The organism is Armatimonadota bacterium (assembly GCA_016125185.1).
Lineage (GTDB): Bacteria > Armatimonadota > Fimbriimonadia > Fimbriimonadales > Fimbriimonadaceae > Fimbriimonas.
Map to the genome: position 1 here is coordinate 51,983 of WGMG01000011.1, position 23,275 is coordinate 75,257.

Annotated in this window: 20 protein-coding genes; 13 read left to right on the forward strand and 7 right to left on the reverse strand. The window is 58.9% G+C overall.

Annotated features, from left to right (window positions below):
• Positions 1-42: 42 nt before the first annotated feature.
• The gene (locus GC165_20230) at positions 43-2,556 is read right to left on the reverse strand and encodes a DUF4965 domain-containing protein (protein MBI1335199.1); all 2,514 of its coding nucleotides are present in this window, start codon (positions 2,554-2,556) and stop codon (positions 43-45) included.
• A 150-nt stretch (positions 2,557-2,706) separates the two neighbouring features.
• Positions 2,707-3,420 (reverse strand): SDR family NAD(P)-dependent oxidoreductase, encoded by a 714-nt coding sequence (locus tag GC165_20235; GenBank protein MBI1335200.1) that lies wholly within the window; start codon positions 3,418-3,420, stop codon positions 2,707-2,709.
• A 38-nt stretch (positions 3,421-3,458) separates the two neighbouring features.
• Between GC165_20235 and GC165_20240 the strand changes: the two genes are divergently transcribed.
• Genes GC165_20240 through GC165_20250 form a run of 3 tightly spaced genes read left to right on the forward strand, consistent with a single transcriptional unit; the run spans position 3,459 to position 6,288 of the window.
• Positions 3,459-4,880 carry a carboxylesterase family protein gene (locus GC165_20240; GenBank protein ID MBI1335201.1) on the forward strand — a complete coding sequence of 474 codons (1,422 nt, stop codon included), beginning with the start codon at positions 3,459-3,461 and terminating at the stop codon, positions 4,878-4,880.
• Between the two features lie 24 nt (positions 4,881-4,904).
• A complete protein-coding gene (locus tag GC165_20245; GenBank protein ID MBI1335202.1) occupies positions 4,905-6,062 on the forward strand; it encodes an amidohydrolase in 1,158 nt (385 codons plus the stop codon).
• A 31-nt stretch (positions 6,063-6,093) separates the two neighbouring features.
• Complete coding sequence (locus GC165_20250; protein ID MBI1335203.1) at positions 6,094-6,288, forward strand: DUF1289 domain-containing protein; 195 nt, start codon at positions 6,094-6,096, stop codon at positions 6,286-6,288.
• Here GC165_20250 and GC165_20255 read toward each other — a convergent pair.
• A complete protein-coding gene (locus tag GC165_20255; protein MBI1335204.1) occupies positions 6,277-6,825 on the reverse strand; it encodes a DUF1439 domain-containing protein in 549 nt (182 codons plus the stop codon). The two genes, GC165_20250 and GC165_20255, sit on opposite strands and share 12 nt — an antisense overlap.
• 77 nt (positions 6,826-6,902) lie before the next feature.
• Between GC165_20255 and GC165_20260 the strand changes: the two genes are divergently transcribed.
• Positions 6,903-7,931, forward strand: coding sequence for a LacI family DNA-binding transcriptional regulator (locus GC165_20260; GenBank protein MBI1335205.1), 1,029 nt, complete (start codon positions 6,903-6,905; stop codon positions 7,929-7,931).
• A gap of 231 nt (positions 7,932-8,162) precedes the next feature.
• On the opposite strand, the gene GC165_20265 is transcribed toward GC165_20260, so the two are convergent.
• Positions 8,163-9,011: a prepilin-type N-terminal cleavage/methylation domain-containing protein gene (locus GC165_20265; protein ID MBI1335206.1), complete on the reverse strand. Its 849-nt coding sequence runs from the start codon at positions 9,009-9,011 to the stop codon at positions 8,163-8,165.
• A gap of 128 nt (positions 9,012-9,139) precedes the next feature.
• Complete coding sequence (locus GC165_20270) at positions 9,140-10,423, reverse strand: DUF4832 domain-containing protein (GenBank protein ID MBI1335207.1); 1,284 nt, start codon at positions 10,421-10,423, stop codon at positions 9,140-9,142.
• Between the two features lie 130 nt (positions 10,424-10,553).
• Here GC165_20270 and GC165_20275 point away from each other — a divergent pair, with 130 nt between their 5' ends.
• Positions 10,554-11,807, forward strand: a complete 1,254-nt coding sequence (locus GC165_20275; protein ID MBI1335208.1) for a gfo/Idh/MocA family oxidoreductase — start codon at positions 10,554-10,556, stop codon at positions 11,805-11,807.
• Here GC165_20275 and GC165_20280 read toward each other — a convergent pair whose 3' ends face one another.
• Positions 11,808-12,377: a peptidylprolyl isomerase gene (locus GC165_20280; GenBank protein ID MBI1335209.1), complete on the reverse strand. Its 570-nt coding sequence runs from the start codon at positions 12,375-12,377 to the stop codon at positions 11,808-11,810.
• Between the two features lie 55 nt (positions 12,378-12,432).
• Between GC165_20280 and GC165_20285 the strand changes: the two genes are divergently transcribed.
• Positions 12,433-13,350 (forward strand): aldo/keto reductase family oxidoreductase, encoded by a 918-nt coding sequence (locus tag GC165_20285; protein MBI1335210.1) that lies wholly within the window; start codon positions 12,433-12,435, stop codon positions 13,348-13,350.
• Between the two features lie 16 nt (positions 13,351-13,366).
• Entirely contained in the window at positions 13,367-14,746 is a 1,380-nt protein-coding gene (locus tag GC165_20290) for a sulfatase-like hydrolase/transferase (GenBank protein MBI1335211.1), read from the forward strand.
• Here the strand turns inward: GC165_20290 and GC165_20295 are convergent.
• Positions 14,736-15,596, reverse strand: a complete 861-nt coding sequence (locus GC165_20295) for an SUMF1/EgtB/PvdO family nonheme iron enzyme (protein ID MBI1335212.1) — start codon at positions 15,594-15,596, stop codon at positions 14,736-14,738. The two genes, GC165_20290 and GC165_20295, sit on opposite strands and share 11 nt — an antisense overlap.
• Before the next feature lie 119 nt (positions 15,597-15,715).
• Here GC165_20295 and GC165_20300 point away from each other — a divergent pair, with 119 nt between their 5' ends.
• From GC165_20300 to GC165_20325, 6 genes are all read left to right on the forward strand, one after another.
• A complete protein-coding gene (locus tag GC165_20300) occupies positions 15,716-17,191 on the forward strand; it encodes a sulfatase-like hydrolase/transferase (GenBank protein ID MBI1335213.1) in 1,476 nt (491 codons plus the stop codon).
• A 94-nt stretch (positions 17,192-17,285) separates the two neighbouring features.
• Positions 17,286-18,395, forward strand: a complete 1,110-nt coding sequence (locus tag GC165_20305; protein MBI1335214.1) for a substrate-binding domain-containing protein — start codon at positions 17,286-17,288, stop codon at positions 18,393-18,395.
• Between the two features lie 19 nt (positions 18,396-18,414).
• Positions 18,415-19,293, forward strand: coding sequence for a prepilin-type N-terminal cleavage/methylation domain-containing protein (locus GC165_20310; protein MBI1335215.1), 879 nt, complete (start codon positions 18,415-18,417; stop codon positions 19,291-19,293).
• 42 nt (positions 19,294-19,335) lie between these two features.
• Complete coding sequence (locus GC165_20315) at positions 19,336-19,575, forward strand: hypothetical protein (protein MBI1335216.1); 240 nt, start codon at positions 19,336-19,338, stop codon at positions 19,573-19,575.
• Positions 19,576-19,580: 5 nt separating this feature from the next.
• Positions 19,581-20,879, forward strand: a complete 1,299-nt coding sequence (locus tag GC165_20320) for an alpha-amylase (GenBank protein MBI1335217.1) — start codon at positions 19,581-19,583, stop codon at positions 20,877-20,879.
• A gap of 24 nt (positions 20,880-20,903) precedes the next feature.
• Positions 20,904-23,255: a DUF4968 domain-containing protein gene (locus GC165_20325; protein ID MBI1335218.1), complete on the forward strand. Its 2,352-nt coding sequence runs from the start codon at positions 20,904-20,906 to the stop codon at positions 23,253-23,255.
• The last annotated feature ends 20 nt before the right edge of the window (positions 23,256-23,275 follow it).

A 23,275-nucleotide genomic window follows, 5' to 3' on the forward strand; every position in this document is an offset into this window, starting at 1 on the left:
GTTCTCGCCAGTCCGGGGTGGACCGGCGAGAACTGGGGTCGATTACTTCGAGACGGCAGCGATGCCCGCGTCGGCGTAACGGTCACCACCATCGTCGTGGACGTGGACGGCGATGACGTTTCCGGTCGCCTTGAGACTAGCGATGACCGTCTTCGGCAGTTGGTAAGTGTCGTATCCAGCGGCACCGGGAGCATGGACGGCGAGGACGCCATTGATGTACACCTCGGCGCCGTCGTCGTGAGCCAAGATCAGGCGGACATTCTCAGCCGAAACCTTGCCGAGGTCGAAGGTCGTGCGCATCCAAATGTCCTTGGTCTTCCACGGCGTGCGGATCTGCCCGCCGCGGTTGTCACCCTCGCCAAACCCGGCCGGAGCGACGTTCCAATTGGAATCATCGAAGACTGCGTTCGACCAACCGTCGCCCGGAGTGGCGTCCACGTAGCGCCAGTCCACCGCCTTTTGGGTCGAGATGGGGAGGATCGGCGTGAGCTTTGGCGGGACCGGGAGTTTGGCCCAGTCCTTGGCCGTATCCTTGTCGCGCGCGGCGTACTTCTTCCAGAACGGCGTGTCGAGCATCTTGATGAAGACGCCGCCGACGACGGATCGAGCCTGGAAGCCTTGCTGCTTGGCGTTGACGGTGTCGTACCAGTCGGACATCGGATTTCGGTCGGGCGTTTCGTTCAGGAACGCGATGACGGGGTCGAGAATCGTCTCGAAGTCGTCGCGCTTGCCGGTGAGGGTCGCGGTCCAGATTTCCCAGTCCAGCTTGGTGTAGTCGCGTCGGTTATCGAGCGGCAGGCCGTAGCCGTGCATCTTCGTTCGGTAGTACGCCATCTCTTCGGTGGCGACGGAACTCGGGAAGAGATTGAGGCCCAGCAGGCGGTCCCAAACCAGGTTGTACTTTTGGCTCCAGGTGTTGGGCTGGTCGAAGGCGAGGCGGTAGTGGTCGCCTTCCTTCGCTTCCTTCACCCATCGATCGGCAAACTCCTTGGCCAGCTTGTGGTAGGTGGCGGCTTCCGACTTCTTGCCGAGCTTATCGGCGAGGTACGCAAAGCTATCCAGGCCGACGATGGCCTTGATCGACAGGTTGACATTGTGGCCGAGGTGACCGGCGAAGTCGTCGGTGCAAAGCTGACGCTCGGGGTCGAAGCCCTTGCTAGCCAGATACTTGGCCCAGCGCGTGAGCACCGGCCAGTACTTGGCCGAGTATTCGGCGTTGCCCTCGACCTTGGCGAGCGCGGCTAAGAGAATAATCATGTTGCCCGTCTCTTCGACCGGCATTTGGTTGTCTTCGGTGAACTCACCGCCGCCGTACACCTGGCCGTTGGCCTTGGGGTAGGTGCCCATGTCGTGCGGGGCGAAGGGGAATTTCCAGCGTGGCGACGAGGCGTATTCCATCAGCGGCGTGAGCGACGCCTTCGTGAGGGTCGGGCTGAAGAAGAGCATCTGCGGCGCGGCGGGGTAGAGGACGTCGACGGTGGCGATACAGCCGTTGCTGAAGTTCTCCTTGCTGAACATCAACGGCTGTCCGTTGGCGTCGGCGACGACCTTTTGCGCGGCGAAGCTCTGGCGATAGGCAAGGCTGCCGAGGCGGCCGTAGTTTTCGCCACCGGTTTTGACGAGATCGGCCAGCAGTTGGCTGTCGAACTTCTCGCACTTGGAGACGTTGGCGGCGTATTCCTGCTCGGCGAGCGCCATCATTCGGTTGCCATCGAGGCCGTTTCGACGCCAGTAGGGACGCAGATTGTTCTGCATCAACTGGATGCTGTATTCGTCGTCGTAGCCGAAGACGATGTGGCTAGTCTTGCGGTTCTTGCCGATGGTGCCCATCGAAAGGGAAATGGCGGCGAGCGGAGCCTTTCCGGCGTTGGTTGGCTTGGACGGCTCGGTTTTGCCGACCATGCCGGTTTCAGCGAACGACTTGGCGGGAGCGGCGGCGATGGCGGCGTCACCGGAGGTGCCGATGAGTAGGTGGCCCCAGTCGATGCGCAGATTGTCTCCGCGCTTCTGCAGGGTGGGTTGATCGACGCTCGAGATGCGAAGCAGGTTGAGTTTGCCGACTTGGGTCTTGCTCCATTCGACTTGCTGGCTGGGCTCGTTAACAGCGATGACCGGACTGGCATCGAAGTAGACCGAAACCTTGTGCGACGCGCCGTCGAGAGATCGGACGGTCCAGGAGATGTAGCTGGCGGGACGGGAGAAAAGGTCGAGGTCGTCGGGCAGCATTGGGGTTGTGAACTTGAGCAGGACCTCGATGCCTCCGCCTTCGAAGCGATAGACGGTGCGAGTGGGATAGACGCCGACGCTGGTTTGCGTCATCGCCGGGAGATCAGCGGGAGCCGCGCCCATGATTCGGAACGCCTTGCCATCGACGCGAACCATACTGCGGATGGGTTGCGGAGTTCCGGTCCAGTGGCTCACCGGCCCATCGGTCAGGGCGTCGGTGCGCGACCAGAGGCTGAAGTACGGATCGTGGGTCACGAGGGGAACGGCCGGGGGGCGGAACCCATTTTGCGAAAGCGAGGCGGCGACGAGCGCAGTTGCGATATTCAGCATGATGATCTTGGGTGGAGCTAGGCCCGCGATGGGTCGATCGAGTTCGACCGATTCGATGATATCCGACCTGGAGTCAGAGTCGAACCTTAGCGGCAAAGCCAAAATATGTTTTGAACATATTTTGAAATGTCCAATTCTCTCAGACCTTTGCTACCACGGGTAATCGTTCCCTTCGTAGTCGCGAAGGGCCAGTTCAGGACTTCGGTCGGGGTCGAGGAAATAGTTGAGCGCGAAGGTCGCTCCTTCTTCGGGTTCGTAGCGGGCTTGATCGTTTCGCTCTCCGGACATATAGGTCTTTAGCCAGCCCGGGTGGTAGAGCCGCAGGTCGAAGCCTTGGGGGCCGAGGTCGTTGGACATATTCTTGACGGCCATATTGAGGGCGGCTTTGGACATGCAGTAGCCGAACCAGCCGGTGCGGGCGCTGGCGCCGATGCTTCCGGCTTCGGACGAGACGAAGCAGAGCCGCTTGGCCCGGCCCTGGTCGAGAAGGGGAAGAAAGGCGTGGACGAGGCGCAGGGCGCCGATGGCGTTGACGTTGAATTCGTCGGCCATGTTGCCGAAGTTCTGCTCCTGACGGATGGTTTGAAGTTGGTGGGAGCGATTGATGGCGGCGTTAGAGATGAGGAGGTCGATATGGTCGACCTTCGTTGCGGCGACCATTGCGGCGGCTTGGACGGACTCGTCGGAACCGACATCGAGGGTGAGCAGATGGCAAGTGTCGGGATATTGCTTGGCCAGGTCGTCGAGATCAGGCCAATCCATGTGCTTTCCGGCGAGGACGATCCACCCTTTCTCCAGCAGTTGGCGGGTGATGGCGAGTCCGAGTCCGCGGTCGGCTCCGGTGACGAGTGCGACGTTTTCCATCCGCCTTTCAGCGTAGCCGATGTGGGTAGCCTGATGGGGTGATCGATCGACGCGGATTTCTGGTGGGAGCGGCGGGACTCGCCGTTCGTCCGTGGCAGTTTTTGGACGCGGCGGGGCCGACCGTCCGGGTGGAGCAGGGGACGCTTTTGGGCCGGGACGAGCGGGGATTGCGGGTGTTTCGTGGCATTCCGTTTGCCCGTCCCCCACTTCGATTTCGAGCGCCGGAGCCGCCTGCGCAGTGGTTTGGGGCCCGGCGTGCGTTCGACAATGCTCCAGCCGCAATGCAGTCGGGTCAGGGGGATTCGGAAGACTGTCTGTACCTGAATATTTGGGCCCCGAAAGGTGAAGGGCCATTTCCGGTTTACGTCTGGATTCACGGCGGAGGCAATGTTGGCGGTGGGACCAACGGCCAGAGCGGGGCTTCGTTTGCCCGCGACGGCGTCATCGTCGTGACGGTGGCTTACAGGCTGGGAGCCTTTGGGTATCTGAAGCTCGATGATCTGCTGGGGCCGGAGTACGCGGGGAGCGGGGCGAACGGCATTCGCGATTTGATTGCGGCTCTGCGCTGGGTTCAGCGGAATATTGCCGCGTTTGGCGGCGATCCCGGTTCGGTGACGATCGGCGGGCAGTCGGCGGGGGCCAAGAATGTGGCGGCGTTGGTCGCTGCGCCGGAAGCGAAGGGGCTGTTTGCGAGGGCGATCATGGAGAGCGGGAGCGGGCACACGGTGCATACCCCCGCCCAGGCGTCGGACGTGACGCGGGCGTTGCTGGCGGCTCTCAATCTGCAAGAAAAGGATGCTGAGCGGCTGCTGTCGCTGTCGGCGAAAGAGCTTTTGGATGGTCAGCATCGGTTGCTGGACCACTATCCGCACAACTATCCGTTTCGACCAGCGACCGGGAACTCGGTTCTGTCGAAGCGGCCGGTCGACTTGGTGGACAACCGCATTCCGCTCTTGATTGGGACGAATCGCGACGAAGGGCTGTCGTTTATGGATCGATCGAGCGTGGATCGGCCGGTCGAATCGCGCGCGACCTCGAACATTCCGTTCTCGGCGGTGCCGGAGTTGGAGGCGAGATACAACAGGGCCTTTGCCTCGCTGAGTTCGCTGGAGCGGCGGATTCGGCTGATTTCGGCGGAAGAGTATTGGATGCCCAGCGTTCGATTTGCCGAGGCGCATTCGCACCGAGGCGGGAAGACGTGGATGTACCGGTTTGACCACACCAACCAGGAAGGCCACGTGATGCACGGGGCGGAACTGGATTTCGCCTGGAACCACCATGAAGGGTGGTCGATGCACGAGATTTGGGTGGACTTTATGCACGGGCGTGAGCATTCGGGCTGGCCACAGTACGACGGTCGAGATCGGAAGACCATGATCTTTGGTCAGGACGGCGGAATGTCCGTGGTGGAGGACCCGCGCGGCGACGAGCGGAGGCTGTGGGACGGCATTTTGTCGTAATGGGTGAACTGGTATCCTTCGGCGATGACTCTCGCTGAAATTCGCCACGACCTGCACGCCCACCCTCAGGTTCGATTTGAGGAGGTTTTTGCCTCGGAACTGGTTCAACGCGAACTGACGGCGCTTGGAATCGAGTTTAAGGCGGGCCTGGCGAGAGGGACCGGCGTGTTGGGCTATCTTCCGGCCACGACCGACCCAGCGACGGCACCGACCATCGCCTTGCGGGCGGACATGGACGCCCTGCCGATCCATGAAGACACCGGCTTGCCGTATGCGTCCACGATTCCGAATCGGATGCACGCCTGTGGGCACGACGGTCACACCACGATCCTGATAGGGGCGGCGCGTGAGTTGGCGGCGAAGACCCACCGGCCGAACAACATTCTCTTCGTGTTTCAACCGGCGGAAGAGGGCGGCGGAGGCGGAAACCTGATGGTTCAAGACGGGTGTCTGAACGGCTCGGTGCTCGGCAAGAGGGCCGATTTTATGTTCGGTTTGCATGGGTGGTCGACGGTCAAGCTGGGCCACGTGGCGACCCGGGTTGGTTCGCTGATGGCTTCGACCGACGACATGATGGTCGAGTTTCATGGTCAGGGCGGGCATGCGGCGGCACCAGACACGACGAAGGATCCGGTTGTGGCGATCGCCCACTTGGTGACGGCGTTACAGTCGATTGTGGCGCGCAATGTGGACCCGTTCGCGAATGGCGTGGTGACAGTCGGCCAGGTACACGGAGGGACGACGCACAACATCATTCCGATGTCGGCGTGGCTTCAGGGCACGATTCGGGCGATGAACGACGAGGTGCGCGATCGACTTTGTGAGCGAGTTCGGACGATCGCTCAGGGCATCGCGGACGCCTTTGAGATGAAGGCCGAAATCAAGGTCGAGCGAGGTTATCCGGTGGTGGTCAATGACGGAAAGGCGGTCGAGCGGTTCTTGCGGGTCGCACGAAATGAGCTTGGCGACGAGTTTGTTTCCGACGACGCGAAGCCGACCATGGGTGGAGAAGACTTTGCCTATTACGGGGCCGAATGTCCGAGTTGTTTCTATCAGTTGGGGCTCATCCCCGAAGGACGGGATGACTACGCAAGCGTCCATACGCCTTACTTCGACTTCAACGACGATGCGATCGCGGTTGGGGTCAAGCTGATGACTGGCCTGGCGCTCTCGACCGAGTAGGCGTGGAATACTCTCTTTAGAGGGTCGTCGAATGGAAAATGAGCAAGAACAGCCGCTTTTGCCGTGCCCGTCGCCGTGCGTCAAGCACTGTGGAATCGACGAGTCGCTGATCTGTTCCGGTTGCTATCGGACGGGGCGAGAGGTTGCGGCGTGGCCGAAGATGACGGACCAGGAACGATGGGATTTGTTGCTGGAACTGGATCGGCGGCGGGCCTCAGATTCCTAGCTCGATAACGACTTCGCCGTTCTTGATTTGGAGCGACTTCAGTCGGCGGCGGATTGCGAGCGCTTTTGTATCGCCTTGTCGGAGTCGGTAGATCGGGTTGCGCGAAACGTAGGTTTCGATGCCCTGGGCCAGTATCTGGCTTGCGGCGGTGCGGTAGCGATCGGGCATGCCTCCGAAATCGACTTGGGAGATGAGGGCCCGGGGATGATCGAGGAAGAGTTCTCCCATGTCAGCTTGGTAGCGCAGGTTTCCGGTCGCCGAAACGCGCGCGTGAAGGGAAGATGTGCCAATGGCGGAGGCGTCGGCGGTCACGGCCATTGACACCAGATCGGTGGCTGGGTCGATCGAAATGGTGGGCTGGTCCAGGCGATATCGATAGAGCGTTTCGTTGCGCTCGACCGGGAATTGGTGGGCGACATCGGCTTGAATTTCCGCCGGAGTTAGGCGGATGGTTCGATGCAGAATGAGGCGGAGACCGACGACCGCAAGCATGAGGAGCAGAACTCCCACGACCAGCGCTCGACGTCGATTCCTCATGGCATTCCTAGCGTAACACGCTTTCGACGAATTGGAGTTCGCAAGACAATCGTTTGACTGGTGCGGATGGGCGTATAATGACCCATCGAAACGGCACGATGGTAAGGCTCAAAGACGTTGCTTATCTGGCCGGATACGACATTTCGACCGTATCCAAAGTTCTTCAAGGCGGGAAAATTCACGCCTCAGAAGAGGCTCGACAGCGCATTTTGAAGGCCGCGGACGAGCTGGGATACCGACCAAATTTGGCGGCGCGAGCCCTGCGCACCCGGCGTTCTGGCGCGATCGTCATGGCGTTTCCGAAGTTTGGCGATCCAGTTCATCCGGCGCTGACACAAGGGGCGGAAGAGGCGGCGAACCGCTTGGGGCAAGCATTCCTGGTTTACAAATATCCCGAGCCGGTGGCGACGGAAGCGTTATTGAATCTGGTTTTGCAGGGGCGGGCGGACGGGATCATCGTCTCGGACGACCTGCCCGAAGAGCAGTTTTTGCCGAAGGCGGCGGGGAGCAAGATTCCGATTGTAACCCTGAATCGGCAGGCGGGGGAGGTTGTTCCCTCGGTCGTGTTGGACGACGAAGAAGGATTTACGGTACAGGCCAGCTATCTGCTGGGGCTGGGGCACTCGCAGATCGCGTTTGTGGCCGTTCATCCCGAGAGTCAGACTTCGCAGTTCTGCATGGCGGCGTTCTTGGAGACGTGCGCGGCGGCCGGGCATCCAGTACCGGAGGATCGAATTTTGTCGTGCTTGTACGACGGAAGCGACGTTCAGCCAGTGATTCGGGCGATTTTGGGAATGAACCCACGTCCGACCGCGATTGCGACGGCAAGCTTGGTGACGGCGATGCGGATCATTCAAGGACTGGTGGAATCGGGAATCAAGGTTCCGCAGGAGATGAGCGTGATTGGCTACCACGATTCCCCAATGGGCGAGTGGAGTACGCCACAGACCACAACTATTCGAATGCCGAGCGTAGAGCAAGGGGCTCGGTCGGTGGAGAGATTGTGTGCACTGATCGCGGGCGAGCCAGGCGACATGCAAGAAATCGTCAGCACGCCAATCATGGTGGTCGAGCGTGGGTCCTGCAGTCGAGTCACGAAGCGCTAAAGCAAAACGGACTTCCTGGAGGGAGGAAGTCCGAAAATTGCATTAGTATCGTTTGAAACTAATTCCCGTTATTGGCGGCAGGAGGAGTATTCCCGTTAGCGGTGGTACCCCGCGCCATTCCAATATTCTGTGGCCGCGTTGGCGGCGCTTTCACGATATGTTCGCCTTCGCACCCGGCGAGGATGCCGCCGAAGACGGCGGCAAGGAGAGCGAAGGCGAGAGTTCGTTTCACTAGTTGCAGGCCCATCCGGTGTTGCCGTTCGGGCACCATGCGGAGCCTTGCTTGGCGGCGAGACCCTTGAATGCCGTCGACTTTGCGTGGCCGTCGGCGTAGGTGACGTTGATCGTCGACTTGTTGTGCCGACCGGTCTGGAGGTCGCCCTTCATTTGCGGGAAGGAGTTCCATGAGACGTTGTAGAGGCTACAATCGACGCCCTGAGCATCGGGGCCGGAGGTCGGTCCGTTGGGGCATGCACCAGCAACGTAATCGAGCCCACCGTAGGCACCTGGCTGAACCATGTTGTACTGGTAGAGGACCACGTTTCCGCCATTGATGACCAGGACTTTATCGGCGACGCCATCGATTGCGGTGGTGCTGAGCGGCCAAGAGTGATTGGGATCGAAGATCGGCACACCCATGAGGTTCCAGTTGACGCCGTAGTTGCCGAGGCCGGGGTTGCCGTTAGAGTTCGGCGAGTTCGGGCTTCGGAAGATGTTGAGGCTCTTATGATAGGGCCACGTGGTTTCGCCGTAGGTCCACCAAATCTGAGTCGGGTTTTGGTCGTTATCCGAGCACCAAGTCCATGCGTGATCGGTACCGAGCATGTTGTAGTCGGGCGGAGTAGCTTGTGCTACTGGGATTGGGTCCTTGGTCATTGCCATCGGCAACAGGTCGTCGAAGTCAGTCGAGTACATCATCATCGACAGACCCATCTGCTTCATGTTGCTTAGGTCAGTGGCTTTCTTGGCCGCGACCTTTGCCTGGGCAAAGACCGGGAAGAGGATTGCAGCGAGAATGGCGATGATCGCGATGACCACCAGCAGCTCGATGAGGGTGAATGCATAAGTTCTTTTTGACATCTCTCTACCTCAGAGATTTGCCGTCGGCTTGACCCGGTCGGCTTATTTCAGTGGGAGTGTAACACTGGTTCTTAACTTTTGCGAGAGACAAAATTCGATCAATCGTTTGATTTCTCTTACACCCCTGGTTACGGCTTAATTTGAACCTGACCAAGGGTTTGCCAGCCGTCAATCTTGTCGATTTGATTGGCAAATTCGACGTCGGGAACCCGGTTGTAAGGATCGATTACGCCGAGGGCGAGACGATATTTTCCCGGCTTTGTGGCGAAAGAAACCGACCCATTTGCGCTGAAGTTTCCGGGTAGCCACTTGCGAATATCGATGGTCGAATCGGTCTGGGCGGCAACGTGGTCTTGGTCATCGAGCAGGGCGAAGCGAACGGTCCAGAGGTAGTAGAACGGGGCGACACCGTCGTTCGTTCCTTCGATTCTGAAGGCGAGATTTTTCCCGTCGATTTGAGCGAATGCTTTGGTGAGGGAAAACTGATAACCCATTGTGCGGATGAGTTGGCGGCAATTGGACTTGAACGTGTCGGACTCGATATTTTCAAGAGCTGGGCAGTAGGGACCGATCCACGTGAAGTGGACATCTTGGACGGCCTTAAGGGTGGTCGAGTATTCGTCCACCATGTACTGTTTAGACGCAAAGGGCACCATTTCGCCTCCGCGCGGATACTGCTTCCAATTCGCTCCGAGGTTGTGGGCTAAGATTCCAGGCAAGAATTTCCAGTCCTCGGAACCGACGGTGTCTTGAGGAATCATGTCGTCGTGGAAGCCAAGGTTAGTGTAGGAGCCAGCGACACCGGACGGATTGCGAGCCATCAGCTTCTTGTCGGGAAAGGCCTTCGTCATGGTGTCGAGGACCTGCTTTTGAAAATCATCGGACGCGAATAACTCCGTCCGCGGCCAGGTGTGCCACTCGCCCCAGAATCCTAGGAGGCCAACTTGGATAAAGGCTACTCTGGGATTGGAGTTATACCGGGCACCCAAAGCCTTGATGAACTTGAGAAGCGCCTTCTGCAGGCGAGGATTGCTGTAGTCTGGACTTTTGCCTCCGCCGTAATCGGTGTAGGGCGTCATCTTCAGTCCAGCATCGATCAGCCATTGGGGCACTCCCGTCTTTTCGGTGGGATAGTCCATGTTGACTCGGAAGACGACAAGTTTGCCTTTTGCGGCAGGAATATCCCAAGTCTTCTTCTCCCATTCGTCGAATTTGTACACGCCGTCCTGCGGTTCTAGTTCGTTCCATTTGACGTTGAAATAAACCATCGAATAGGGTTGTTGAATCTGAGAACCTTCGCCGACGTAGGGGGCCCAGCCCTTGAGGGGATTGACGATTGGTCCGGGGGCAGGTTTGTACGTCCACTCGTAGGTGGTGCCAAGAAAATGGGCGGCGAGGAGGGCGGTAATCATGGTCTTGTCTTCATTCTAAAGGATCGCAGAGCGAGATTCAGAAATCAAACGATTGACTGTTTGATCGTTCGGAATTCGTACGATTCGAGCCTGGAAAGCGACGTATCATCGTGGGGAGCCGCGCAGAAAAATGTTGTCTTCTTTGAAATTTGCTATCCTTGGTGCCGGTGGTCGGGGCCAGATGTTCAGCGAGTGGCTGGCGAACGAATGCGGACCAGGATCGGTGGTCGCGGTCGCCGAGCCCGACCCCGTCCGACGGGCCCTCGTTTCGGATGCCCACGGTATTCCCGCTTCGCACTGCTATGAGACTTGGGAAGAGCTTTTGGCTCAGCCGAAGCTGGCCGACATTGTGATCAACACGACTCAAGATCACGCCCATATCCGCTCGGCAGTGAAAGCGATGGAAGTCGGCTACCACATGCTTTTGGAGAAGCCAATGGCGGTGTCCTTGGCCGACTGCGAGACGATCAACGACGTGCGAAAACGCACCGGCCGAATCGTCAGCGTGTGCCACAGCCTCCGCTACCATTCGGCGTTCACCGAGGTGCGAAACATCATTCAGTCAGGCGTGTTGGGCGAGGTGGTTTCGTATGATCAGCTCGAAGCAGTCGAGCACATTCATATGTCGCATTCGTTTGTGCGAGGGAACTGGGGCAACGAAGGCGCTTCGACCTTTATGCTTCTGGCGAAGAGTTGTCACGACATCGATATTCTCATGGATATGGTCGGCTCCGAGGTCACCAGCGTTTCTTCGTACGGCAAGCTGAGCTTCTTCCGCAAGGAGAATGCCCCCGAGGGAGCGCCTAAATTCTGCGTTGAGGGATGTCCGGCCTCAGAAACTTGTCCGTACGATGCGACGAAGATTTACCTGAGCGATTCTGGTTGGGCCCGATACGTCGGTTTCCATCGCTTAGCGCGTCAGCAGGCGATCGACGCCTTACGTGTTAGTAGCTACGGCAAATGCGTTTTTCAATCGGATAACGATGTGGTGGACCACCAGGTTGTGGCGCTCAATTTTGAGTCCGGTGCTACGGCGACGTTTACCATGACGGCGTTTACGCCGACAGGTGGGCGCTTCATCCGAGTACACGGCACCAAGGGCTACTTGGAAGCCAAAATCGACGAGCGAAAGCTGACCTATTGGGAGTTTTGGCGAAGCAACAAGAAGACGGAAATCGACCTTCCGAACTCGAAAGGCGCTCATGGCGGCGCAGACGCCGAAGTGATGAAGATTCTGATTCGAGCCGTCGAGCAAAACGATCCATCGCTGGTTCGAACGGATACAGAGACATCGTTAAGGACACATACGGTGGTATTTCGAGCCGAAGAATCGCGACGGACTGGGCAAACCGTTGATTTGCGGTCCCAGATCGGCGCGCACTAGCTACTTCATTAGACGGATATTTTTGATCGTGATCGGCGGTGTGAGCGACTGCTCCTTCGACGGTTGGCCCTGAATCTTCCTGACGATCTCCATGCCTTTGACCACGTGCCCGAAAGCGGCAAACCCCTGTCCGTCGGGATTGCGCTTGCCGCCGAAATCAAGTTCGGGCTGGTCGCCAATGCAGATGAAGAAGTCGGAAGTGGCGGTGTCGGCACCGTCACGGGCCATGGAGATTGTGCCGTCGAGGTGCTTCAGACCGGTTTTGTTGGTGCGCTCAAGCTTGATCGCCGGATAGTCCATCTTTTCAAACTTGGGATTCACTCCGCCCTGGATCACCTCGATCTTGATCTTCTTGTCGGGTTGGTTGTCCATGGTCACGGTGCGGTGGAAACGAGCGTCCTTGTAGCGACCGGCATCGACGTAGCGGAGAAAGTTCTTGGTGGTGACTGGGGCCTTGTCCGGTTCCAGTTCAACCGTGATGTCGCCAAGCGTAGTTTCGATGACGACCTTTGGCTTCGCCGACGGGAGTGCGAATGGGACCAGCAAGAGGCCGAGCAAAAGCCATTTCATAATCGTAGTTTAACGCTTCGGGCGAAGCAAGATGAAGGGGAAGTAGACTTGCGGCATGAATCGTTTGCAGATTGGCACCTCGGGCGTCGAGGCGTCGGAAATCTCCATCGGCTGTATGCGGATTGGCGGCATGGAGCCGTCTGCGATCGACGAATTGATCCGCTCGTCACTGGACTTGGGAATCGACTTCTTCGACCACGCTGACATCTACGGCGGCGGCAAGTGTGAGGAGGTCTTCGCGGCTTCGGTGAAGCGCCTGGGCCTGGACCGAAGCAAGATCATTCTGCAAAGCAAGTGCGGCATCCGCAAGGGATTTTTCGACTTCTCGAAGGAGCACATTTTGACGTCGGTGGACGGAATTCTGAAGCGGCTCGATACCGACTACCTCGACATTCTGCTCCTGCACCGACCGGATACGTTGATCGAGCCGGAAGAGGTCGCCGAGGCGTTCGAGACCGTCTCCAAAGCCGGAAAGGTGAAGAATTTCGGCGTCAGCAATTTCAACCCACAGCAGGTCGAACTGCTGCAGGCGTCGCTTCCGATGAAGCTCCACGTCAACCAGCTTCAGCTCAGCGTGATGCACACGGGCATGATCGACCAGGGCTTGACGGTGAACATGAAGCATGAGAACTCGGTGGACCGCGATGGCGGCATCCTCGACTACTGCCGACTGAAGAAGATCACGATTCAGCCGTGGTCGCCATTCCAATTCGGCTTCTTCGAGGGCGTGTTCGTGGATAATCCCAAGTTTCCTGAGTTGAACAAGGTGCTCGATACGCTTTCGACCGAATACGGCGTGACGAAGACGGGAATGGCGATCGCATGGCTCCAGCGGCATCCGGCGAAGATGCAGACGGTCTTGGGAACGACGAAGCCGAGCCGAGTGAAGGAAGTTGCCGACGCGTGCAAGATCGACCTTTCGCGTCCGCACTGGTACGAGATCTACCGCGCGGCGGGCAATATTCTGCCGTAGTCGGTAATCTGGCCGAATGGTGCTCAGCATTCTGCTTGCCGGAACAATGGCGTTCCAAAAGCCGCAGAACTTCGTCGTGATCTTCGTCGACGACATGGGCTACGGCGACCTTAGTTGTTACGGCAATACACGCTACAAGACGCCGAACCTGGACCGCATGGCTGCCAACGGCGCGAAGTTCACCAACTTCTATGTGGGGTCGCCAGCGTGTAGTCCATCGCGCGCATCCCTGCTGACGGGGTGCTATCCCACCCGTGTGTCGGTTCCTCAGGTTCTTGGTCCCGACTGGAAAACGGGTCTTAATCCAGATGAGATCACGATTCCTCGAATGCTGAAAGCCAGTGGCTACGCCACGGCCTGCGTTGGCAAATGGCACCTGGGGGTCAAGAACCTGATGCCGACCCACCAGGGCTTCGACGAGTTCTTTGGACTACCGTATTCCGCCGACATGTGGCCCCCGAACGGCAACTGGCCCCGTCTCTTTCTGTACGAAGGTGATAAGCCACTAGAAGAGATTAAGAACCTCGACGATCAGGCGCAACTGACGCGCCGATACACCGAGCACGCCCAAGAATTCATCCGCAAAAACAAGAAGAAGCCGTTCTTTTTGTACATGACTCACTCTATGCCACACGTGCCGATTGCGGCAAGCAAACGATTCCTTGGCAAGAGCAGGGCGGGACTTTACGGCGACGTAGTTCAAGAAATCGATTGGTCGGTGGGCGAAGTTTTGAAGACGCTCAAAGAGCAAGGATTAGAGAAGAATACGCTCGTCACGTTCTCATCCGACAACGGTCCGTGGCTCCCTTATGGCGATCATGCTGGTTCGGCCGGGGGCCTGCGAGAGGGCAAGGGGACGACGTTTGAGGGTGGCTTCCGGGAACCAGGAATTTTCTACGAACCCGGATTCGTTCCCAAGGGCCTCGTCGTCAACGAAATGGCTTCCACGATGGACTATCTGCCAACTTTTGCGAAGCTGTCGGGAGCGACCTTGCCCAAGAATGAGATCGACGGGCATGATATTCGCGACCTGATCACGGGCAAGAAGGGAGCGAAGACGCCTTGGGACGCCTTCTACTACTATTGGCCAGGCGAACTGCAAGCGGTTCGGAGTGGAGATTGGAAGCTCCACGTCCCTCACAACCACCGACACCAGACGTACCCAGCCGGCACGGGCGGCAAGCCAGCGGGCGAGGTGACAGAGCACATCGGTTTGTCGCTGTTCAATATCACGAAAGACCCGGCGGAAACGACAAACGTGGCTGACCAACATCCCGAGATCGTCGAGCGCCTGTTGAAATTGATCGAGGAAGCTCGCCAGGATTTCGGCGACACGCTCACCAAAAGGGTCGGTTCGAAGGTTCGACCGCCCGGAAAGGTCGATCCTACGGGTTAGCGGACTTCACGCAACGGAACCCGACATGGCACAAGCCGGTGTCGGGCGAGGACTTCATGCGGGCGCTGGGGCGATAGCCGCGGCAGCAATCGGGAGCGCACAGGAACGAGCCGCCGCGCATGACGCGCTTCGGAACGTTGGGCTCGTCGGGGTCGGTGGATGACTTCGGACCCTGCGGATTGTCCTTCGGCGAACGCTTGTAGTAGTCGGGTTGGTACCAGTCGGAAGTCCATTCCCACACGTTTCCGGCCATGTCGTACAGGCCGATGGGCGACGGCGGGAAGCTTTCGACGGGGGCCGTCTCCTTGTAGCCGTCGGTGTCGTCGTTCTTTTCGGGGAACTGCCCTTGCCAAATGTTGGCTTGTGGCTTCTTGTCGTCGTAGTCTTGGTCGCCCCAAACGTATTCGGACGGCTTGCCCTCGGAGCGGGCGGCATACTCCCATTCGGCTTCGGTCGGGAGTTGCTTACCCGCCCATTTGGCGTAGGCGACGGCATCGTCCCAACTAACTTGGACCACCGGGTACTCATCCTTGCCTTTGATCGAAGTTTCGGGACCGTAGGGATGCTGCCAGTTGGCGCCCGGCATGTACGTCCAGCCTTTGCCTTCGACGAAGATTCCCGCGCCGGGTTTGAGGTCTTGGGGATCGACGCCGGGAAAATCTTTGGGGTCGGGTTGCCGCTCGGCGGTGGTCACGTAGTGGGTGGCCGAGACGAACTTGGCGAACTGTCCGTTAGTGACCTCGTGCGGGTCGATGTAGAACGAGTTGACGCTGACCGTGTGAATAGGCAGTTCGTCGCTGAGGCCGCTTTCGGAACCCATTTTGAAGGTTCCGCCCTTGATCAAGATCATCTCATCGCTGATCGTGGGCTTGGTGGCGGTGGGGAGAGCGGGAGCGGCGGTTGTTGGCGCCGACGAGCAACCGGCCAGGGCTAACCCAAAAAACAGCCATTGAGTTAGAATTGGCTTTGATGCTGGGATTGATCTCGCTCCTCGTAGCTGCACGGACTTCTGTCAGTATACAGGCACCCAGGCCGAACGTCGTTTTCTTCCTGGTCGACGACTTGGGCTGGCAGGACACGTCGCTGTCGTTCGGATTGCGGGAAAAGCTGGTAGGGCGACATTTTCGAACGCCCAACGTGGAGGCACTGGCCAAACGTGGGGTGCAAGTCAATCAAGCCTATGCCGCCGCGCCGGTGTGCACTCCATCCCGCGTGACGCTCTTGAGCGGCATCAACCCGGCCCGAAACCACATCACCAATTGGGTTTACGACGGTCGCGATACCGATGGACCCGACCCGACAATCACCTTACCTGACTGGCGAGCGATCGGTTTTCAGCCCGGCGACGCCACGACATTGCCGCAGGTCTTCCACGACTCGGGCTACTACACGGTCGAGATCGGGAAGGCCCATTTTGGCGCGTGGCATACAAAGGGCGAACGCCCGACCAACCTCGGTTTTGATCGTTCAATTGCGGGTTCGGCGGCGGGCAACCCCAACAGCTATTACGGTCTCGATAACTTTGCGCGGAAGAAAAAGAATCCCAACGATCCTCCGGCATTGGATGATATTCAGGAGCTCGACGCCTACCACGGCAAAGACATCTATCTGACCGAGGCTTTGACGGCCGAGGCGGTGAAGGAAATCCATCGCTCGGCGGAGATGAAGAAGCCGCTCTTTCTTTGGTTTGCTACCTACGCGGTACACGCGCCGATCCAGGCGAACAAGAAATACCTGAGCCATTACAAGGGCATGGACCCCACCGAGGCGGCCTACGCGACAATGGTCGAATCGTACGATGTGGCGCTCGGCCAGCTTGTCTCCACATTGAAGAAGATGGGCGAACTCGACAACACGATCATCGTCTTCACGAGCGACAATGGCGGGCTCTCGGTTTCCCAGCGGGGCGGATATCCGAACCTCCACAACCTTCCGCTTCGGAGCGGAAAAGGCTCGGCGTATGAGGGCGGAACGCGGGTGCCGCTCGTGTTTGCCGGGCCGGGAATTCCGGCGGGCAAGGTGCTGGCGAAGACCTTCATCACGTCGGAAGACTTGTTTGCCACCATGCCCGATCTGGCCGGAATCCGGGCCAATGCGCCGGACGGCTATTCCTTCAAGACCGAAGTGACCCAGGGCAAGGACAGCGAGCGGGAGCAGGTGAACGTTTGGCATTTTCCGCACTATCGCGGCGGCCGGGGGCCGGGGCTCCAGCCGTTCTCGTCGATCCGCATGGGAGCCTTCAAAGCGATCTTCTTCTACCCGGATCGAAAGTGGGAGCTATACAACCTCGAAACCGACATCGGCGAGACGCGCGACCTGAGCGCCTTCAACCCCAAACAGCTCAAGATATTGGCCGACCGGCTCCTGTTGGAACTGAGGAAGATGGGCGCACAATTCCCAACCGACCCGAAGACAGGGCAACTCATCGAGCCGGTCTATTTGTAGTCTCTGATTCGATATAGACTGATCTTTTAAGCTGCGACTTCGTCCATGAAAATATTTTGTTCTATAACGAATATTTTCATATATACTGTAAGTCGTGCAAAGCCCGCGATGGCGCGAGATCGCCGATGAACTGAGTTTTGAGATATCGACTGGCAAGTATGGTCCGGGCGACCAACTGCCATCGGCGGCGGCTTTGGCCGACGCGACGGGCGTCAGTCGATTGACGGCGAATCGTGCGTTGGAAGAGCTTCAGCGGCAGGGCGCAGTGGTCCGCGATGGGCGTCGAGGAACCGTCGTCGCCCCCCGAGTAAAGCGGCGAACGGGCCGCATCGCGCTCATCGTCGACCAGATCGACCACATCCAGAACTTTCCGAGGCCGGAACTGTTAGCGGGCATTCACGACGGGTTGGGAGACGAATTCAACCTTTTGCTTTGCGATGCCAAGGCGGACCCGAAACGAGAAATCGATCTCCTCAACCAAATGGCGGAAGAGTGCGATGGGATTCTGTGCTGGTCGACGGACGGGAGCCGCGCTGGCGAGGCGATGAATCGCCTTCGAGCGAAGGGCGTTCCTCTTGTCTTGCTGGACCGCATTCCCGACGGGGCCCTTGCCGACGCGGTGGTGCCGGACAGCGTCAAGGCCACCCGAGAAGCCCTGGAATATCTCATCGCCGAAGGCCATACGCGCATCGCGCTGTTTACGTTTGACAAGCCGGACGTCTCGACCGTCGTCGAGCGGTGCTCGACGTACGAGAAAATCATGGCCGAACACGGGCTCGAAACGAACGGCTTGGTCCGCAAGTTCGCCCCCTCGCTGGAAGTTTCGGATCGGGCGTACTTCGACCAAGCGGTGTCGGATGCGCTGTTCGCGATGGCGCGCTCGGAGGACCCGGTCACGGCCGTCCTCTGCATTCAGGATCTCATGGGCTACGCGGTGCTCGCGGGGGCCGAGAACCTGGGCCTAGAGATTCCCAATCAGCTCGAAGTCGTGACGTTCAACGATTGGCCGCCGATCTGGCTTCGCCGTCCGTGGCAGGCACATCGCATCGCGATTCTGCCGGAGCAGATGGGGAGCAAAGCGATCGAGCTTTTGCGAGCGCAGATCGATGGTCAGCCGACCGAGCACGGCACCTATCGCGTTCCGGCTAAGTTCGTCGCCGTCGACGGACTGTTCAGTACAGATTCAATTCGCACTCAATCATAACCAACGAAGGTAATCCATCATGCAACGAAAAGCATTCACTCTTATCGAACTTCTCGTCGTCATCGCGATCATCGCGATCTTGGCGGCGATTCTCTTCCCGGTGTTCGCGCAGGCGAAAGTGGCGGCCAAGAAGACGGCCAGCCTTTCCAACCTGAAGCAATTAATGACGTCCGTATTCATTTACTCGTCGGACAACGACGACTTCATCCCGCATTCCAACGAATACGAACCGTACATCTTTATGACGCGCTTGCTTCCGTACACCAAGAATCGTGAGATCTTCAAGATTCCCGCGAGCACGTCGCCGCAGGGCACGCTCCAACGCAAACAGCACGACAACGGCTTTGGCGACTATATGCTCCCGCCGAGCGACGGATGCGTCGGTCTTGGGACTTCGACGGTCGGCACGGCCAAGTGGTACAACGACATCTATCCCGCCGACGACTACAACGTCAATAAGTGCTTGTTTGGCTATCAGGGTGGGCAGTGTACGGGCGCTTACGGCTACTTCCAACCTGCGCCGAACACGGTGACGGGCTCGCCCGGTGGCGAAGGCCAGACTGGCGTGGGACCGGGCTACGGACAGACGCAATTTACGTCGGTGTCGAAGGTCGTTCTGTTCTCCGAATTCCCCGAGCATGGCAATCAATGGCCGGGTGGCGGTGGCGTTCCCTTCTGGGGCGGCAACTTCGAAGGCTACTGGAACCAAGGTAGCAATGTCGGGCACATGGATGGCCACGCGAAGTACTACAAGACCAACAAGCTTCTGCCGCCGCCGGACAACTACGGCGACACCGGCACGGGCCCTTACGGCCCTTCGTGGAACGACGGCAACCCGCGCCGAGGCACCAGCTTCCAGTGGTGGGGTACGAACTTTGCTTCGCCGGATAACCAGTAACGACCGATCCCCCTCTGGCGAACCAGAGGGGGAGTTTCCCTCATGAAAACCCGAAAGACTTCCAACACTCTTTGGCTACCCGCCGTATTACTCGTCGGTACGGTCATGACCGGTTGTAGCATTGGCAATGCGCCGCAGGCGTTGTCGCCCGAAGAGACCAGAGACGCGGTGGCGAAACTGCCACCCCAGCAACAGATCGACTACATCAACCGAAGCCCGATGTCGGCGGCGGAAAAGGAGAAGCGTATCGCAGAGATCAAGGCCAAGGCTGGGATGAACTAGTCCCAATGATTGGTGTTCTCACCGTACTTGCCGCGTTCACCAAGGCTCCGGTGGACGCGGACTTCTTGCCGCCTCTTTCGCAGACGGTGGTCTACGAGGCTAACCTGCGCGCCCTGGGGCCAAAGGGTGGCTTCCGCGAACTGACGGATCGCTTGGATGGTCTGCAGAAACTTGGCATCAATGTTCTATGGTTGATGCCGATCATGCCGGTCGGGAAGGTGAAGGCGGTTCCGCCGTTGGGCTCGCCGTATGCGGTTGCCGACTATGGCAAGGTCAATCCGGAGTTTGGAACGGCCGAGGAATTTTCGCGCTTGGTGAAGGAGGCCCATCGGCGCAAGATCGCAGTGATGCTGGACTGGGTGGCGAACCATTCGGCGTGGGATAACCCGTGGCTGACGGCGCATCCCGATTGGTACACGCACGACGCCTCGGGGGCGATCACGCATCCGCCAGGGACGAATTGGATGGACGTGGCCGACCTGAACTATGATGTTGCGCCCATGCGGCTAGCGATGATCGCCGCGATGCAGTCTTGGGTGACGACGTACGGCGTCGATGGCTTTCGGTGCGATGCGGCGGACTACGTGCCACTCGACTTTTGGAAGGAGGCGATTTCGTCGCTTCGCGCCAAGTCGGGAAAGCGCCTGCTAATGTTGGGCGAAGGCGGAAACCGTGGCCTCTACTCTTCGGGGTTCGACCTGCTTTACGGGTGGGACTTTTACGGAAAGTTGAGGTCGATTTTTGGCGGCGGTAAGGCCAATGAGTTGTCTGGAGTGACCTCGGAAGGGTTGCGCTTGGGGTTCATCACCAATCACGACGAGTCGGCGTTTCACGATCCGTACGTTCAGGTTTTTGGGGGTGAAGAAGGCTCCGAGGCGGCGTTCTTGATCACGGCGTTGTACGGCGGGGTTCCGTTGGTCTATGAGGGCCAGGAGGTCGGGTGGCCGAAGGCGATTCCGATCTTTGAACGGTCGTCGATCGACTGGAATTCGGGTTCGGCGGTGCGGGCTTGGATGACTCAGCTCTTGCAGTTGTGCCGCAAGCATGAGGCTTTTCAGACCGGAGCCGTGACGGACTTTTCGTCCGGCGATGTGGTCGCCTTTGCGCGAGTTGGCAAAGGGGAAACCGGTTTGGTGCTCGCGAATGTGCGCAACCGTCCAATCGAGTTCGAAGTTCTAACTCAATGGCAAGGCCAATGGACCGACGGGTTTACTTCGAAGCCAACGACTCTGGGAACCTCCATCCACTTACCGGCTTTTGGTACAAAAGTCTGCATCCGCCCCCGGGGTAACGGAATACACTGATTGAGTCCGCTCGAAGCGCCCATCATGACTGAATCTCGATATTTTACGAAGCTCCAACGCGTGACCGGATGGGAGAAAACGGCGACCGGGATTGTGGCCGAAGTCGATGAGGCGCGGCTGGCGATCGACCTTCTTCGACCGGATACTTTTCGGTTCGAGATCACGCCTGCCCACGGTGGGGTGGATGCGCCCCAGTACGCGGTCTGCGCCGATGTGGCGTCGATGCGAACGCCGTTTTCGGTGAAGGAAAAGAAGGGGCGAGTTGAACTGGCGACAGACCAGGTTCGAGTGACGGTCCACCTGGACCCGTTTCGGCTGGAAGCCCATCGGGCGGATGGAAGCGCAATCTTCGAGACTTCGGAAGACGGAAACTTGGGGTCGTACGCTCAACTCAACGACTCGTTCATCGTGACGCGAATGCGAGGCGAAGACGATGTGATCCTCGGGTTGGGCGAGAAGACGGGTCGGCTCAACCGGGCGGGGCGGCACATGACGCTTTGGAACGTCGATGTTTTGAACCCGTCGGCAAGGCGCGAAATCGGTGCCTGCGATTGCGCGGGCGGGCCGAGCAACGATCCGCGGAGTACGGAATACGACCCCTACTACATCTCGATTCCGTTCTACCAAACCGTGGACGAGAAGGGGAATGCGGCAGGCTTTTTCGTCGATAACCTGTGCCGCGCCGAATACGATTTTGCGACCGAAGACGAGACTCGCATCCTGTTTTACGGTGGCCGGTATGTGGAGTATTTCTTCGCTGGCCCTCGGTTGGAGAACGTTCTGGAGGCGTACACGGCGCTGACGGGCCGGATGGGAACGCCGCCGCTTTGGTCGCTGGGGTACCACCACTGCCGGTGGCATCCGTACAGCCAGGAGGACGTGCTCAAGCACGCGAAGACGTACCGAAAGAAGGGCATTCCGTGTGATTCGATTTGGCTCGATATCGACCATATGAACGGGTACCGGGTGTTTACGTGGAACCCGAAACTGTTACCCGAGCCGGCCAAGATGCTGTCGTCGCTGACGAAATTGGGCTTTCGGTCGGTGACGATCATTGACCCGGGGGTGAAGGTGGAGCCGGGGTACTCGGTGTACGATTCGGGCTTGGCCAAGAATGCCTTTTGCCGAACCGAAGGCGGGGCGGTGTATCAGGGGCAGGTTTGGCCGGGTAAGACGGCTTTTCCCGACTTCGCTTCGGCGGTCGCTCGCGAATGGTGGGGTGAGCTCAACGCGAAGCATATTCAGTTCGGTTTGGCGGGGATTTGGAACGACATGAACGAGCCCGCCACCGGTGATATTCCCGCGTCAGCGATGCGGTTCGATGGCGGTAAATATAGCCACGGCATGTACCACAACGGCTACGCAATGCTGATGGCGATGGGCACGGCGGAGGGGCTGAAGAAAGCGTTGCCGAACCAGCGTCCGTTCGTGCTGAGCCGCGCCGGTTCGGCGGGAATCCAGCGGTACGCGGCGAACTGGCTGGGCGACAATATGTCGCGATGGGAGCATTTGGCGATGAGCCTGCCGATGTCGCTTGGTCTTGGCCTCTCGGGTCAGCCGTTCATCGGGGCGGATATTGGCGGATTTGGCGAGAATTCGTCGCCGGAATTGTTGGTGCGATGGATGCAGGTGGCGACGCTGACGCCTTTCTGCCGGAACCACAACGACGCGGGAAATGTGGACCAGTACCCGTGGAGCTTTGGGGCGAAAACAGAGGCGGCGTGTCATGCGGCGATCGACTTGCGATACCGGCTGATGCCTTATCTGTACACGACTTTTGTGGAGTCGGCGACGACGGGACTTCCGATCATGCGGCCCCTGCTGATGGAGGATTTGAGCCTGAGCGAGGTGGACGACGAGTACCTGTTTGGGTCGTCGCTACTGATCGCACCGGTCCTGGCGCCGAAGGTGCGGGCGCGATCGGTGGCGTTGCCATCGGGCGAGTGGATCGATTGGTGGACCGGTGCGCGGTGCGAAGGGACGGTTTGGAGCCAGGCTCCACTGGACCGGATTCCGCTGTTCGCGCGAGCGGGGTCGGTGGTGCCGATGTGGACCGAGGCTCCGCCCTCGACGATGGGCTACCACCCCGAGGTTGTGGAACTTCGAGTGTTCGTACCGTCGGTGGATGGCGAGTGGGGCTCGATGTTAGTGGAGGACGATGGAGAATCGTTCGCGTTCGAGCGAGGCGAGCGGCTGACGACGACGATTCGGGTTGTTCGGAAAGGGAAGAAACTTTCGGTGGTGGGTTCGACGGTAGGTGTGGTTTACGCGGGATTTGCGCGCAAGGCGTTTCGGCTGGTGTTTCGAGGAGCCGACCTCGCGGATGTGGTGGTCGAAGCTGGCGTTGATGGATTCGAGTGGTCGGGCACGGTCTAGGTTTGCTGACTCTGGTGCTC